This window comes from Haliea sp. (assembly GCF_040222615.1).
In the GTDB taxonomy this organism is placed as follows: Bacteria; Pseudomonadota; Gammaproteobacteria; order Pseudomonadales; family Halieaceae; genus Haliea.
The window spans coordinates 1-14,070 of sequence record NZ_JAVKCQ010000018.1 but is presented as its reverse complement, the minus strand read 5'-3'; the positions used below and the strand labels follow the sequence as shown (position 1 = coordinate 14,070).

General features: G+C 64.9%; 16 protein-coding genes. 7 read left to right on the top strand and 9 right to left on the bottom strand.

The features are described from left to right. The 4 genes from RJQ10_RS01415 to RJQ10_RS01400 all read right to left on the bottom strand — a co-directional run. A partial coding sequence (locus RJQ10_RS01415; protein WP_350142883.1) for an MlaD family protein occupies positions 1-605 on the bottom strand: 605 nt, incomplete at its 3' end. Then, positions 598-1,383 (bottom strand): ABC transporter ATP-binding protein, encoded by a 786-nt coding sequence (locus tag RJQ10_RS01410; RefSeq protein WP_350142881.1) that lies wholly within the window; start codon positions 1,381-1,383, stop codon positions 598-600. The genes RJQ10_RS01410 and RJQ10_RS01415, both read right to left, overlap by 8 nt. Then, on the bottom strand, positions 1,383-2,516 hold the full coding sequence (locus tag RJQ10_RS01405; RefSeq protein WP_350142879.1) for an ABC transporter permease: 1,134 nt from the start codon (positions 2,514-2,516) through the stop codon (positions 1,383-1,385). Before RJQ10_RS01405 ends, RJQ10_RS01410 begins: the two co-directional genes overlap by 1 nt. Positions 2,517-2,581: 65 nt before the next feature. Next, positions 2,582-3,100, bottom strand: coding sequence for a DUF3806 domain-containing protein (locus RJQ10_RS01400; protein WP_350142877.1), 519 nt, complete (start codon positions 3,098-3,100; stop codon positions 2,582-2,584). 164 nt (positions 3,101-3,264) lie between these two features. Here RJQ10_RS01400 and dapA point away from each other — a divergent pair, with 164 nt between their 5' ends. Genes dapA through RJQ10_RS01385 form a run of 3 tightly spaced genes read left to right on the top strand, consistent with a single transcriptional unit; the run spans position 3,265 to position 6,004 of the window. After that, positions 3,265-4,137 (top strand): 4-hydroxy-tetrahydrodipicolinate synthase, encoded by an 873-nt coding sequence (gene dapA, locus RJQ10_RS01395; protein WP_350142875.1) that lies wholly within the window; start codon positions 3,265-3,267, stop codon positions 4,135-4,137. Then, a complete protein-coding gene (gene bamC, locus RJQ10_RS01390) occupies positions 4,137-5,198 on the top strand; it encodes an NlpB/DapX family lipoprotein (RefSeq protein ID WP_350142873.1) in 1,062 nt (353 codons plus the stop codon). The genes dapA and bamC overlap by 1 nt, the downstream gene beginning before the upstream one ends. An 11-nt stretch (positions 5,199-5,209) precedes the next feature. Continuing rightward, on the top strand, positions 5,210-6,004 hold the full coding sequence (locus tag RJQ10_RS01385) for an MBL fold metallo-hydrolase (protein WP_350142871.1): 795 nt from the start codon (positions 5,210-5,212) through the stop codon (positions 6,002-6,004). Here RJQ10_RS01385 and RJQ10_RS01380 read toward each other — a convergent pair. Continuing rightward, positions 5,966-6,460: a leucine-rich repeat domain-containing protein gene (locus RJQ10_RS01380; protein ID WP_350142869.1), complete on the bottom strand. Its 495-nt coding sequence runs from the start codon at positions 6,458-6,460 to the stop codon at positions 5,966-5,968. The two genes, RJQ10_RS01385 and RJQ10_RS01380, sit on opposite strands and share 39 nt — an antisense overlap. Before the next feature lie 112 nt (positions 6,461-6,572). Here RJQ10_RS01380 and RJQ10_RS01375 point away from each other — a divergent pair, with 112 nt between their 5' ends. From RJQ10_RS01375 to RJQ10_RS01365, 3 genes are read left to right on the top strand one after another with little or no spacing between them, the layout of a single operon-like run. Continuing rightward, positions 6,573-7,916, top strand: a complete 1,344-nt coding sequence (locus RJQ10_RS01375; RefSeq protein WP_350142868.1) for a hypothetical protein — start codon at positions 6,573-6,575, stop codon at positions 7,914-7,916. 4 nt (positions 7,917-7,920) lie between these two features. Beyond that, on the top strand, positions 7,921-8,823 hold the full coding sequence (locus RJQ10_RS01370) for a hypothetical protein (RefSeq protein WP_350142866.1): 903 nt from the start codon (positions 7,921-7,923) through the stop codon (positions 8,821-8,823). A 25-nt stretch (positions 8,824-8,848) separates the two neighbouring features. Continuing rightward, positions 8,849-9,622, top strand: a complete 774-nt coding sequence (locus RJQ10_RS01365) for a class I SAM-dependent methyltransferase (RefSeq protein ID WP_350142864.1) — start codon at positions 8,849-8,851, stop codon at positions 9,620-9,622. Positions 9,623-9,634: 12 nt separating this feature from the next. Here RJQ10_RS01365 and RJQ10_RS01360 read toward each other — a convergent pair whose 3' ends face one another. Beyond that, entirely contained in the window at positions 9,635-10,411 is a 777-nt protein-coding gene (locus RJQ10_RS01360) for an SDR family NAD(P)-dependent oxidoreductase (protein ID WP_350142862.1), read from the bottom strand. A gap of 98 nt (positions 10,412-10,509) precedes the next feature. On the opposite strand from RJQ10_RS01360, the gene RJQ10_RS01355 reads away from it, so the two are divergent. Next, entirely contained in the window at positions 10,510-11,265 is a 756-nt protein-coding gene (locus tag RJQ10_RS01355) for an SDR family NAD(P)-dependent oxidoreductase (protein ID WP_350142860.1), read from the top strand. Here RJQ10_RS01355 and dapE read toward each other — a convergent pair. Genes dapE through RJQ10_RS01340 form a run of 3 tightly spaced genes read right to left on the bottom strand, consistent with a single transcriptional unit; the run spans position 11,254 to position 13,814 of the window. Next, positions 11,254-12,384: a succinyl-diaminopimelate desuccinylase gene (dapE, locus tag RJQ10_RS01350; protein ID WP_350142858.1), complete on the bottom strand. Its 1,131-nt coding sequence runs from the start codon at positions 12,382-12,384 to the stop codon at positions 11,254-11,256. The genes RJQ10_RS01355 and dapE overlap by 12 nt on opposite strands. A 14-nt stretch (positions 12,385-12,398) precedes the next feature. Further along, positions 12,399-13,418, bottom strand: coding sequence for a 2,3,4,5-tetrahydropyridine-2,6-dicarboxylate N-succinyltransferase (gene dapD / locus RJQ10_RS01345; RefSeq protein WP_502880204.1), 1,020 nt, complete (start codon positions 13,416-13,418; stop codon positions 12,399-12,401). A 39-nt stretch (positions 13,419-13,457) separates the two neighbouring features. Next, positions 13,458-13,814 carry an ArsC family reductase gene (locus RJQ10_RS01340; protein ID WP_350142856.1) on the bottom strand — a complete coding sequence of 119 codons (357 nt, stop codon included), beginning with the start codon at positions 13,812-13,814 and terminating at the stop codon, positions 13,458-13,460. Between the last annotated feature and the right edge of the window lie 256 nt (positions 13,815-14,070).

Sequence of the window (14,070 nt, the reverse complement as noted above, 5' to 3'; positions counted from 1 at the left end):
CCGAGTTCCCGTGGTAGCTGGCGGAATTCTTCCTGGCCAATGAACTCGTCGACACTGGCGGCAATACTCTGGACATCGGCGGCGATCTGGGCGATGTCCAGCGACTCGATCTGGCGGGTAAACTTTTCCAGTCCGGTGGGGATCGTGGGAATCTGGGTGTAGTCGCTGTCGATCCGGGCCAGCTGCGCCGGTGTGTCCGGGTGGAAGTCGAGCTGTACGTACAGGAGCCCCGTGAGGAGGCTCTGCAGGTTGAGCTGGGCGCGCAGGCCGCGGGCGATGAGCTCGTCAATCATTTCCTCGGAGGTCTGCCGGCTGCTCTGCACATTGGCGCTGGAAACGTCGGCTTCCACCAGCATAATCAGGTCGGCGGTGTCGCTGTCGAGGATCAGGTTGATCCCGGTTACCTGGCCGATCTCCACCCCGCGCAGTGCCACCGGCGCGCCGATGCTCAAGCCCTTGACCGAACTGTCGAACACCATCACCACCCTGGTGCGCTCGACGCCGAGGCCGGAGCCGAGGACAAAGACGAGGGTGGCGAGCGCAATGAGCAGCGCGCCGAGAATGAAGGCGCCGATGGCGACGCTGTGTGGATGTTCGTTATTCACTGCCCATATCCTCCCCTGCGGCAGCGCTGCGGGCCAGGAATTGGCGCACGACGGGCTGTTCGCTGCTGTCGCGCAACTGCCGCGGGTCACCATAGTCAATCATGGTGCGGCTGCTGGCGTCCAGATAGACGCTGTTGGTTGCAATAGCGAAAATACTCTCAAGTTCGTGCGTCACCATGACTACGGTGGCGCCGATGGACTCCTTCAACTCCAGGATCAGGTCGTCCAGTAGTCTCGAGCTGATCGGGTCCAGCCCGGCTGACGGTTCATCAAAGAACAGGATCTGCGGGTCCAGGGCAATGGCCCGGGCCAGCGCCGCGCGTTTGCGCATGCCGCCGCTGATCTCGGCCGGGTAGTAGCTCTGGAAACCGCCCAGGCCCACCAGTGACAGCTTGTAGTCGACGACGTCGGCGATCTGCGTCGCGGTGTAGTCGGTATAGAGCTGCAGCGGCAGGCTGACGTTCTGTTCCAGGGTCATGGCACTGAACAGGCCACCCGACTGGTAGGTGATTCCCCAGCCGCGGCGCATGACGTCACGCTCCGCGCTACTGGCGCGGGTGAAGCTCTGGCCACTGTACAGGATATCGCCGGCAGCGGGTTCGAGCAGCCCCAGCATATGCTTCAGCAGCGTGCTTTTGCCGCAGCCGCTGCCGCCCATGATGACGAAAATGTCGCCCCGGTAGATCGGAAAATTCAGGTCGCGCTGGATGACTTTGGGGCCAAATGCCATGGTCAGGTCGCGAACGTCGATATGGACCTCAGGGGCAGATTCGTTCATTACAGTCCCAGGTGCTGGAACAGGATGTTGATCGCCGCGTCGGCCACGATCAGGTAGACCAGGGCAGTGACCACCGCCTCGGTGGCAGCCTCTCCCACTCCCGCGGAGTCGCGCCCGGACTGCATCCCGGAGCGGCAGCCGGCAATGGCGATCAGGACGGCAAACACCACGCTCTTCAGCATGCCGACGCCGATATGGGTCAGGGTCACCGCGGCGCTGGCCTGACTGGTGTATTGCAGCAGCGAGATGCCCATTCCTCCCGCAACGATGCCGCCGCCGAGGATGCCGAGGAGGTTGGCGTAGAGGGTCAGGAGCGGCATCATCACCACGAGCGCAAGAATCCGCGGAGTGACCAGGAATTCTATCGGCGAAACGCCCATCGTGCGCACGGCGTCGATCTCCTCGCTGGCCTGCATGGTGCCGAGCTGCGCTGCGTACGCTGCCCCGGTGCGCCCGGCCATGACGATTGCGGTCATCAAGACGCCCATTTCCCGCAGCAGGCCGATGACCACCAGGTCCGCGACGTAGATGCCGGCGCCGAACTGTTGCAGCTGGACTGCGCCCAGGTAGCCCAGGATCATCCCCACCAGGATGCTGGTGAGGCTGATAATGGCGAAGGCGTCGGGTCCGGCCTGGTAGCAGAAGTGGCGGAAATCGGAGAACCGGGTGTTGGCTCGCCCCCGGACCAGAGCCCAGATGGCAAGGCAGACTTCACCGAAAAATGCCATCGACAGGCGCAGGTCGTCAACGACGTCACGCAGCAGAGCCGACGGGTGTATTCCCTGCCACCAGCGGGTGGTGGCGTCGGGCTCGCGGCGCTGGGGCGGGACCGAGGTGGCGATACCCAGCAGGCGCCGGGCGTTGTCGGGCAGGCCGTCGTCCGAGAACCTGATGTCCTGGTCCCGGCAGTGGCCATGGCACTGCAGCAAGAAGGCCATGAGCAGGGAGTCCCACTGGCCCAGCTCGCTGCAGTCAAGGGCCAGCTCCTCTGGCGCCGCTGCGTTCAGTAGCGCTCGCAGCTCGGGAAACACAGGTGTCTCCACGCCCTGGACCCAGTCGCCGCGCAGGTGCAGGACGCTGCGGCGGGCGGAATCGTCGCGCCGCAGTTCCAGGCCGGCAACTTGCTCTGTCATGCGCTTCCAGATCCACCGCAGGTAAAGCGCCAGTCTACCCGCGGCCCCCGTGTTTTACTACCTGCCTACTGGAACGGCAGGGGGATCCGGTACGGCGTTATCGCGTCCACCGCGTTCTGGTATATGTCCTTTACCGGCGTCTGGTTCCCGGCCTCGTGACGGCGTGAGACCATGGTCATGGGGAACAGGTAGTTATCCGTATCCCGGTAGCGCAGCGCCCGGCTGCGCCCCAGCTTGTCTTCGTACACAACCCAGTGCATGTCCAGCTGCTGCGCCAGCAGGTCACCCAACATCATGCCCAGCGCCTGCAGCTCCGCGGTCTGGTCCGGGCGCACCAGGCTCCGGTCCAGGAGGCGCTGTATCAGGTCGATATCACGGTCTCTGTCGCCAGTAAAACCGTGGCCGACGTGCCGGCGGGCGAGATCGTCAATAGTGGCCCGCTGGTGGCTCATATACTGGCGGTCCAGGGCAGACAGCTCGCTGGTCCACACCCGGTCCTGGGCCGATGCCGGTGCGACCAGCACGAACAGCAGGGGGAGCAGGTAAAGGGTCACAATGCCCCGCATCCGGTGGGTGTCTCTCATGATATACTCCGTGGTTGCTTCAGGCTTGAGACTGCCTTTCCGGGCAGCGGTTCATTTTACCGCAATCCGGTTGTCATCCTGGGCCCGGCATGGATAATTGCCCACTTCTTTCTCGGCACCTGTCGGCCAGGTGCCTGCGCCCTGCACAATTCTGGAGAGTTTCAATGATTACCGGCAGTATCGTCGCTCTCGTGACGCCCATGCACGCGGATGGCAGCCTCGACTGGGAGAGCCTCGAGCGCTTGCTCGATATGCACATTGCCGCAGGCACCAGCGCCATAGGGGCGGTGGGCACAACCGGCGAAAGCGCAACCCTCAGCGTGCCCGAGCACCTGGAGGTGATCAAGTACTGCGTGAAGTATGTCGCCGGGCGCATTCCCGTGATTGCCGGGACTGGCGCCAACTCCACACGCGAGGCTATCGAGCTCACCTCGTCCGCCGCCCGCAACGGCGCCGACGCCTGCCTGCTGGTGACTCCCTACTATAACCGTCCCTCCCAGCGTGGCCTCTACGAACACTTCAAGGCCGTGGCAGCAGCGGTGTCCGTTCCCCAGATCCTCTACAACGTGCCCGGGCGCACGGCGGTCGACATGGACAATGACACGGTCGTCCGGCTCGCCGAACTGGACAACATCGTCGGTATCAAGGACGCCACCGGTGACCTGTCCCGGGTACCCGACTTCAAGGCTCGCTGTCCCGCTGATTTCGCAATCTACTCCGGCGATGACCCGACTGCGATGGAACTGATGCTTGCCGGGGGACACGGCAATGTGTCGGTGACCGCGAATATCGCTCCGCGGCAGCTGGCGGATTTGTGTCGGCTGGCCCTGGCCGATGACCGGCGCGAGGCTGCACTGATCAATGAGCGGCTCTCGGGGCTGAACCGGGCGCTCTTTCTGGAGGCCAATCCCATTCCAGTCAAGTGGGCCATGCAGCAGCGCGGCTTGATTGAAGCGGGCATTCGTTTACCCTTGACGCCACTGGACGAGCGCTTCCACGCTCAGGTCCTGGCAGCTTTGGAGGCAGCAGGAATTTAATGACAGATCTAACCGGGGTTATCGCGCGCGTTTTACTGGCCACAACGCTGGTGCTGAGCGCCAGCGCCTGCAGCTATCTGTTCGGGGAAGAGGGCATGTTTCCCGACACCTCCGAGGACTACAAGCAGGCCCGTGAGCAGGCGCCCATCCGTCTGCCGGAAGGCAAGGACGATTCCGCCCTGCAGGAGATCTACCCGATCCCGCCGGTCCGTGACAGCCTGGTCATGGCGGGCAAGTTCGAGGTGCCACGACCGACGCCGCTGGTGGCTGGCGCCGGCGAAGACGTGGTGCGCATCCAGTCCCTGGGGGACGAAAGCTGGGCTCTCATTGCCATCGCCCCCGGCCAGCTGTGGCCGCAGGTACGCAGTTTCCTCGCCGCCGCTGGCATCCCGGTATCCCGGGTCGACGCCCAGGCCGGGCTTATCGACAGCGACTGGCTGGAGCTGGAGGGGCAGACAATGGATGCCCGCTTCCGCTTCCGGATCGAACAGGGCGTCCAGCGGGGCAGCAGCGAGCTGCATGTCCTGCAGATGAGCCGCGCCGGCGACGGGGTTACCTGGCCGCCACAGTCGGACAACCTGGAGCAGGAAGGTGAGATGCTGCGGGCGGTGGCCCAGTTCATTGCCAACAGTGCGGACTCGGCGCCGGTTTCCATGATCGCTGACCGGGCGATGAGCGCCGAGGGCAAGATTTCCCTGGAGGAGGCCGATGCCGGCTATACCTATATTCAGGTCGGCTTGCCCTTTACCCGGGCCTGGGCGTCCCTGGCCAAGGCGCTGGAGGATTCACGCTTCGAGATTACCGATCGCGACCGCAGCGAGGGGACCTACTTCGTGCGTTACCTGGGGGAACAGGAGGAGGAGAAGCGGGGCTGGTTCTCCCGGCTGTTCTCCGGCAGCGACGAGGACCCGCTGGCCAACCGGGAGTTCCTGATCACGGTTGCCAACCAGGGCGAGCGCTCGGTGACCGTGCGCCTGGCGCCGCTGACTGGCGCTGCCGGGCCGCTGGAGAAGCGGGACGAACAGGAGCTGCTGGCTCTCATCAAAGGCAATATCAACTGAGGGCGGGTCCCGTGTTGCGGTTTGCCTCGCTCGGCAGCGGCAGCAAGGGCAATGCCACGGTAGTGGCTGCCGGCGATACGGTCGTGCTGATCGATTGCGGGTTTTCCCTGCGGGAGACCCGGCGGCGGCTGGCCCTGCTCGGCTTGCAGCCGGAGCAGCTGACCGCGATCCTGGTTACCCATGAACACAGCGACCACAGCGCCGGGGTCAGTCGCCTGGCCCGTCAGTGCAATATCCCGGTCTACCTGACCCAGGGTACCTGGAACAGCGGTCGCCTCGAGGGCTGCCCCGAGGTGGTCTGTTTCAACTGCGAACACCGTTTCCAGATCGGTCACCTGGAAGTCGAGGCGGTGGCTGTCCCGCACGACGCCCGGGAGCCCTGCCAGTTCCGTCTGCACCACGCTGGCCGCAGCGTGGGGGTGCTGACCGACCTGGGCAGCGTGACCAGCCATGTGGTGGAACGCTTCCGGGGCTGCGATGCCCTGGTGCTGGAGTTCAATCACGACCTCGAGATGCTCCACAGCGGGTCTTATCCGGCGGCGTTGAAGCGGCGGGTGGCGGGAGACTGGGGTCACCTCAACAACCAGCAGGCGGCGGCCCTGCTGCAGCAGCTGGGCATGGAAAAGCTGCAACACCTCGTGGTGGCTCACATCAGCGAGAACAACAACTGCCTGCAGCGGGCGGCGTCTGCATTGGCGGCGGTGTATGGCCCGCTGGATGAGAGGGTGGTTTTCGCAGCCCAGGATCGCGGCTTTGACTGGCTGCGGTTAGCGGCAGTGGCGGGGCAGGGTCAGCCTCTGCAGTGATTGCAGCTGCCCCTGGCCGGGGCAGCTCATGCCGGTGTTGCCCGCCAGGCTCAGTACGACCAGCTCCGGCAAGCGATACAGGGCGCTCGCATCCTCGATGCGATTGTCGTCCAGAATCAGGGTGCGCAGCTCCAGCAACACACGCAGCGCCCCGATATCGGCGATCGCGTTGCCCGCCAGGTCAAGCTGGCTCAGGCTGGAAAATCGCTCCAGTCCTTCGAGGCTCCTCACATTTGCACCGCTGCATTGCAGCTCCTGCAGCTGGCCGATGCTGCTGATCTTGTTGTCGTTGATGGCCCGCGTAATGCAGTCGCGCAGGCCAGGGTCGGGAATCCGGAAGTCAGTCAGCAGCGGGCGCGGGCTGTAGACCACCCGCTCGTTCACGCTGACATCGTATTGCTGACAAGCACCCAGGGCGACAATGGCCAGCAGGCCGGATAGTAGACGACAGAACATGGCTTTGGTCCCCCTTTGGGCCCCGGCAGAGTCGCTGGGCGGCGTTGCATGACTTCCGCCATCGCCGCACCCTATAATGCTACTGGGTCAGGCGGATAAAAACGAGTGTGCCATGGCAAGTTCCGCGGATACGGGTGCAGATGCTGAAGCGAGCGCTGCGAATACCATCAGCATTGTCCAGCGCGGCAACCTGAAGGCTCTGGAGACGTCTCTGCGCAAGCAGTGGCGCCTGGGGCAGAACATCGTCTTGTGCTGGAGTGCTGACGAGCGGGGTCTGCTGGTCATCTTCGTGCCCCATTACTTTCTCGGCAACTACTGTGCCCGGGTGGGGGAGGGCGGTGGTACTGACAACGAGACCTTTGTTCGCGAGCTGATTTCCGGACATCGCCGCAAGCAACGCGACGAGCTGTTCGCGATTGCCGAGCGCCTGGATGTGGCCCCGGGATTCATCAAGCTCAACGCTCCCCTGGCAGAGGATGCGCCGGTCATGAACGCCGTGGAGCAGCTGATCAAGCGCTACGGCCTGAGCTATGTCAGTGACCGGGCTGTGCTGCTGTTCGATATCGCGGAATTCTCCCTGTTTACACCGTTCGAGCAGGCGAGCCAGCTGAACAGCCTGTCCTACTCTTTCAACTCTGCCTACAACAAGCTCTTGGCCAAGGGAATCGAGGTGCATTTCTCACGGACCACGACCGGCGACGGCTACTATGTCTGGAACCGGGAGCTGGGGCCCGCGGCAAATCGGGACCTGTTCGTGTTCATGCTGCTGGTAATCGCCGACAACGCGGTCGCCAGGGCCGCATCCCGCGGCAACACCGTACCGATGATCCGAACCGCTTACCATGTTGGCAGCCACTATGAGTTGTACCAGGCAGAGGGGATCAACCCGACGATTCACAGCTACATCGTCGGCGATGTCACGATTGAGCTGGCCCGGATGGTTACGGAGGCGTTGCCGGACCAGATTCTCGTTGGCCACTACGAATCCTGCCTGCCGCCGGATGCCGACCACCAGGTGCAAATGCCGGGCAAAGTGTTTTCCCCGGTGTTTATCCACCACTGCAATCGGGCTCTGGCCGCGATCCGGGGAGTCCAGTTCGCCGGCAAGGTGATCACCGATATCAGTTGCCAGCTGACAGGTTCGTCTGACCCCGGGGAGCGACGCGCGGCGCGGCGTTTCCTGATCGTTGACAAGCACGGCCTGGCCCATCACGCCTACAATCTGGAAGTGGAGCTGCGGCTGCAGGAGGCAACGCTGGCCCTGGGTCTGGACGAGAGCGCGCTGCCGGTGCCACCGCGGCGTGAATCGGCGCTTGCCGACAGGCAGGGGAAGGCGGAAGATACCAGCGAAAACGGAACTCCTGACACTGCAGACGGGGAGCTGGGGCGGCAGGGCGAGGAACTGGCCACCCTGTTGAAGCGTCGTCGTCGGGATTCATCCATGACCGAGGAATAGATCCTTGCAGCGAACGACGGCCATTACCAGAATGGATGTGGGCGGCGCCGTGGACCTGGGCAGTCCCGACGCGGTGATGGCGGAAGTGCGTTCAGTACTCACCCGGCGCTGGCCCGATGCCGACTGGCAACCCCTGGCGACGCTCCGCGACCTGTTCCGGGAACTCTACGAGGGCCGGCATCCGGAATACCTCGGCTGTGAGGTCGGCTACCACAACGCGGAGCACGTGCTCGACGTCACCCTGGCCATGGCCCGGCTGCTGGCAGGCAGGGAGATGCGCTGGGGTCAGGCCTGGAGCCTGGGGCCGGAGCTCGCCCTGGCGGGCATCGCCTGTGCGCTCTTGCACGACTCCGGTTACCTGCGGCGACGGGCTGACCATCGCCACGGCACGGGTGGCGCTTACACCCGGACCCATGTGCAACGAGGGGCGGCACTGATTGCCGCGCAGTTACCAGCGGTGGGCCTGGAGCCGCTGGCCCCGCTGAGTGCCCGCCTGATTCATTTCACCAACTGTGCCCGCAAGCCCGCGACCGTGCGCGTCGCCAGCTTTGCCGAAAGGCAGCTCGGTGGCTTGCTGGGTACCGCCGACCTGTTGGCCCAGCTCTCGGCCCCCGATTACCTGGAGAAATGCCGGAGGGAACTCTACGACGAGTTCGAGGCCAGTGGTTTTGCCGGCAAGGATGGATGTGCGTACACCCGGGGCCGTGCCTATCTCTCCAGGGATGACCTGATGCGCCGTACCCCTGACTTCATCCACCGCGTTGCCGGGCAGCGCCTGGAAGAGGATTTTGCCGGCGCCTACCACTATGCCGCGGTCTGGTTCGGGGGGCCCAACCATTATCTGGACGGGATTGCCGCCAACTGTGAGCGCCTGGACGCGCTGCTGGTGGAAGTGCGGAGTGGCTGAGGCATTCCGCCCCGGATCGATTGGGGTGCAAGCCAGCTCAGTAACCGCCGAGGCAGCGGCTGTCGAGCTGGCCACGGTCCTTGGCCTGCCATTGCTCGATACTGACGCAACAGCGGAACTGGGCCGGTTCGCCGCGCTGCTGCGGGTCTCCCCCGACGCGTTGGCCCTCAGCGTTCCGGATCGTCCGGCGCAGAAGCCCATCGAGGTGGATTTCGGTGCCGCAGGCATGCGCCACCGGCGCCGCGGTGGCCAGAATGAGCTGCTGGGACGGGCGGTCGGCGTTGGCAAGAAAAGCCCTCTGCGGGTACTCGACGCCACCGCGGGCCTCGGCCGCGACAGTTTTGTGCTGGCCGACCTCGGCTGTGCGGTCACTCTGGCCGAGCGGGAGCCGGTGGTAGCGGCGTTGCTGCGTTCGGGGCTTGCCAGGGCCGGGAATTCCGCTGACGCCTGGCTGCGTGAGGTCGTCGGCCGCATGGTACTCGTCGAGGGTGATGTGTGCCTCATGGATGCGGCGACACTGGTGGAGCAGGACGTGATTTACCAGGACCCGATGTTCCCGCCCCGGGAAAAATCCGCGGCGGTGAAGAAAGAGATGGCGCTGTTTCAGGCCCTGTTCAGCCGGCCCGGGGCGCTCGGGGATGCCGATGCCCTGCTGGCCTGGGCCCTGCGTGCCCCGGTGGCGCGCGTGGTGGTCAAGCGTCCACTGAAGGCGGATCCGCTGGCCGGGCGAACGCCCTCGCACGCCATTCGCGGCAAGGCCGTGCGCTACGATGTCTACGTGGTGTCGGCTGCGGCTTGAACTGCGACCGGCTCAGTGGCGCGAGGCCAGCCTGAACAGCCGCCTGGTGAGCAGGGACTGGAACAGGGGGTCGAGCCAGCGGTACAGGCGCCCGGATAGATAGATGGGCTTGCCCCGCTCCACGGCCCACAGCCCCTCCCTGACCACCACTGCGGCGTCGTACCAGAGAAACCCTGGCATTGCGTCCTTCATGTCCTGCAGTCCCGCGGTACTGTGGAAATCGGTATGGGTGTAGCCAGGGCAGAGAGCGCAGACATTCACCCCGCTGCCGTGCAGGGTTACCGCCAGGTCTTCAGACAGGGCGATCAAATAGGCCTTGCTGGGACCGTAGTTGCAGCCGCCCACGCGGGGAATGCGGCCAGCCACGGAGGCGACATTGATAACCCGGCCGAACCCCCGCTCCCGCATACCGGGGATAAAGAGGTGACAGAGTTCGGCCACTGCCAGCATCATCAGCTGGAAGAACGCCCGGTGCTCGTCCCAGTCCCTGTCGGTGAGCAGATCGGACCCGGCCACCCCGGCATTATTGACCAGGAAGTCGACTTCGGTATTGCCGGCATGCAGGGCGTCGAACAGCGCCCGGGGCGCCCCTTGTTCGCTCAGGTCCGCCGCTTCGATCAGTACGTCCACGCCAAACTGTTGATGCAAGTCAGCGGCCAGTGCCTCCAGTTTGTCCCGACGCCGCGCTACCAGGACCAGGTTGTAGCCTGCCGCCGCCAGCTGGCGGGCGAATTCGGCGCCGAGTCCGGCGGAGGCGCCGGTAATCAGTGCGGTGCGCTTGCGCGTCATGCTGTTTCTCCTCAAGATGTCCCGGTCGACGGTCATGGTACGCCTCTGGTACCGGACTGTCTGCGCCCTCCCTCAACTCGCGCAAGGAAAACAAGGTCATGAGCGCCAATCGTCAAACCGCCCTGGTCACCGGCGCCTCCGCCGGACTGGGGGAAGAGTACTGTCGCCAGCTAGCGGAGCGCTGCGACACCATCATTGCAGTGGCGCGCCGCGCGGACCGGCTGCAGGCTCTGCAGGCGGAGCTGGCTGGACGTACCCGGCTGGTGCCGGTGGTGGCGGACCTGGCCACGGTGGAAGGCGTCACCCGTACCGTGGAGGCCCTGCGTCAACAGGGGCCACCGGATATCCTGGTCAACAACGCCGGATTTTCCACTTTCGGAGATTTTGGCCGCAGTGTGCTGGAGGATGAGCTACAGGTGGTGCGCCTGCAGATCGATGCCACCCTGGAGCTGGTGCGCGCCGCGGTTCCGTTTATGCGTGAGCGCGGTGGTGGCGCGATTATCAATGTGGCCTCGGTCGGCGCTTTCCTGAATATGAAGCAGACCGCGGTCTACGGCGGCTGCAAGGCATTCATGGTCTCCTTCTCCAGGGCGCTGCAGGCGGAGGTGGCGAGCGACAATATCCGGGTCCAGTGCCTGTGTCCGGGGCTGACCCGCACTGAGATTCACGACACCGCCTATTTCGAGGGCTTTGACAAGGCGCGCATGCCCGCTGAGCTGTGGATGGATGCAGCCCCGGTGGTGGCCGCGAGTCTGGCCGCGCTGGGGCAGGCGGAGGTCGTGGTCATCCCGGGCAGCCTCAACGGCCAGCTGGCCCGGGAGGGCCTCCAGCAGCAGCTGCAATCACTGCAGTAGCAGCCGCCGCAGGATGCCGTGGTAGATGTCCGCGAGGCGAGGCAGGTCGGCGGCGCAGACGCATTCATTGCGCTTGTGAATGGTGGCGTTGACCGGTCCGAGCTCCAGCACCTGGGCCCCTGTGGGGGCGATGAAGCGACCGTCCGATGTGCCTCCGGCGGTGGACAGTTCGGTCGTCTGCCCGGTGCAATCCCGGATACTCCCGACCGCCGCGCTAAGCAGGTCACCGCTTGCAGTGAGGAAGGGTTCTCCGCTGAGCTGCCAGTCGATGGCGTACTCCAGCTTGTGGGCGTCCAATATGGCCTCGGTACGCCGCCGCAATTCCGCCGCGGTCACTTCAGTGGAAAAGCGGAAATTGAACAGCACCGTCATTTCACCGGGGATGACGTTGGTGGCGCCGGTACCGCTGTTGATATTGGAAATCTGCAGCGAGGTGGCGGGGAAAAACGCGTTGCCCTGGTCCCAGACCTGGCAGCTCAGCGCGTGCAGCGCCGGCAGCGCCCGGTGAATGGGATTGTCGGCCAGCTGCGGGTAGGCGATGTGACCCTGCACGCCGCGCACAGTTAATACCGCCCCCAGGGAACCGCGACGACCGTTCTTGACCACGTCGCCGAGCTGTTCACTGCTGGACGGTTCCCCCACCAGGCACCAGTCGATGTGCTCACCGCGCTGCTGCAGGTATTCCACTACCTTGATGGTGCCGTCGTGGGCCGGTCCTTCCTCGTCGGCGGTGATCAGGAAGCCGATGCGGCCGGCATGGTCGGGGTGCGCCGCCACGAAATCCTCGCAGGCGATGATCATGGCGGCGAGGCTGCCCTTCATGTCTGCGGCACCGCGCCCGTAGAGCATTCCGTCGCGCAGTTCCGGGCTGAAGGGGGGCGAGTCCCAGGTCGCCTCCGGGCCGGTGGGCACCACGTCGGTATGGCCGGCGAACACCAGCAACGGACCGCTGTCGCCGCGCACGGCCCAGAAATTTTTCACCTCGCCGAACTGCAGCGGTGTGCAGCTAAAGCCGATGGCCTCCAGCCGCGCCATCATCAGCTCCTGGCAACCCGCGTCCTCCGGCGTTACCGAGGGGCGCCGGATCAGGTCGCAGGTCAGCTCCAGTGTGCGTTCCACGTGCGTGCTCCCGTTCAGTTATGGGCGTGCAATTCGTCGTTCAATTCAATGGCGGAACGGTTGGTCAGGCACTCCACCGAGCCGTTGGTGGAGTTGCGGCGGAACAGCAGCCCGGACTTGCCGGCCAGGTCCCGTGCCTTCACGGTCTCCACCGCCGTGCCCGCGCTGTCCAGCAGCACGACCTTGGTCCCCGCGGTAACAAACAGCCCCGCCTCCACCGTGCAGCGGTCGCCCAGGGGTATGCCGATACCGGCGTTGGCGCCGATCAGGCACTCCTTCCCGACCGAAATAATGATGTTGCCTCCGCCGGACAGCGTGCCCATGGTCGAGCAGCCTCCGCCCAGGTCCGAGCCACTGCCGACCATAACGCCGGCGGAGATGCGCCCCTCTATCATTCCCGGACCATCGGTGCCGGCGTTAAAGTTGACGAAGCCCTCGTGCATGATGGTGGTGCCGGGGCCGAGGTGGGCGCCGAGCCTGACGCGAGCGGTGTGGGCAATACGCACGCCGCTGGGCACTACGTAATTGGTCATTTTCGGGAATTTGTCGACGCAGCTGACTTCCAGGGTTTCGCCCCGGAGACGGGCTGCGAGCTGGCGCGCGGGCAGTTCGGTGATGTCGATTGCACCCTCGCTGGTCCACGCCACATTGGGCAGGATGCCAAACAGTCCCTGCAGATTGGTGCCGTGGGGCTTTACCAGCCGGTGGGACAGCAGATGCAGTTTCAGGTAGCCCTCTGGCACGGTGGTGGGCGCGACATCTTCCCGCAGCAGCACGGCTACGACGGGGGACTCGCTGCCGGCCAGGTGGGCGGCCAGCTGGGCCTGGCGGGTCTCGCCCGCTGCTGCCAACTCTGCCTCCAGGACGGTCAGCTGCTGGCGGTCAAGGGGCGTGAGGTTGTCACTGGTACCGAAGGCTTCGATCAGGGCGGCTGGCGGGTTCAGCACCGGTTCGGCAAAGAAAACCTCCAGCCACTCACCCTTGCTGTTGTGGGTGCCGAGGCCCAGGCCAAAGGCAAACGCTGCGTTCATCATATCGGTTGATTCCTGCTGTCCCGCTGCCGCGGGTATGGGTCAAAGGGTGTGACGCTGGAACAGGGTGCCCCAGGTCTTGGCGGAGAAGCCGCAGTGGCGCTCGTGGCCGATGTCCAGCAGCGGGCGCTTGATCAGGGTCGGGTGCTCCAGGATCGCGGCGAGGGCCGCGGTGTCGTCCATGGCTTCCCGGGTCGCGGCCGGCAGCGCTTTCCAGCTGGTGCTGCGCTTGTTGACCAGGGTTTCCCAGCCCAGCTCGGCGAGCCACCCCCGGACCTGCTCCGGGCTGATGCCGTCTTCCCGCAGGTCATGGAACCGGTACTCAAGGTCGTGTTGTTCCAGCCAGCGGCGCGCCTTTTTCACGGTGTCGCAGTTGCTGATGCCGTAGAGGGTGATCATGCTGGCCTCGTATGTGGCTGGTTGGGGGGCGGCAAGGATAGCAAAAAAAGCCGATCGGGGCAGGTCTTGTACCCTGGTCGGCCCCTCGCTTCCTCCAACGCTGGGTGGGCCGCTCCGTTTCCCTTGCGGCCTGACGGCCGCAGCGTCGCTCCCGGTCAGGAATAGCCTTTTTCTCCACTGCGGGCGCATGCGGCGCGCGTTCCTGCGGTGATCTTGCGCTGGCGTCTGGCGGCGCACGCTGCGAGCGGGCTTGGCA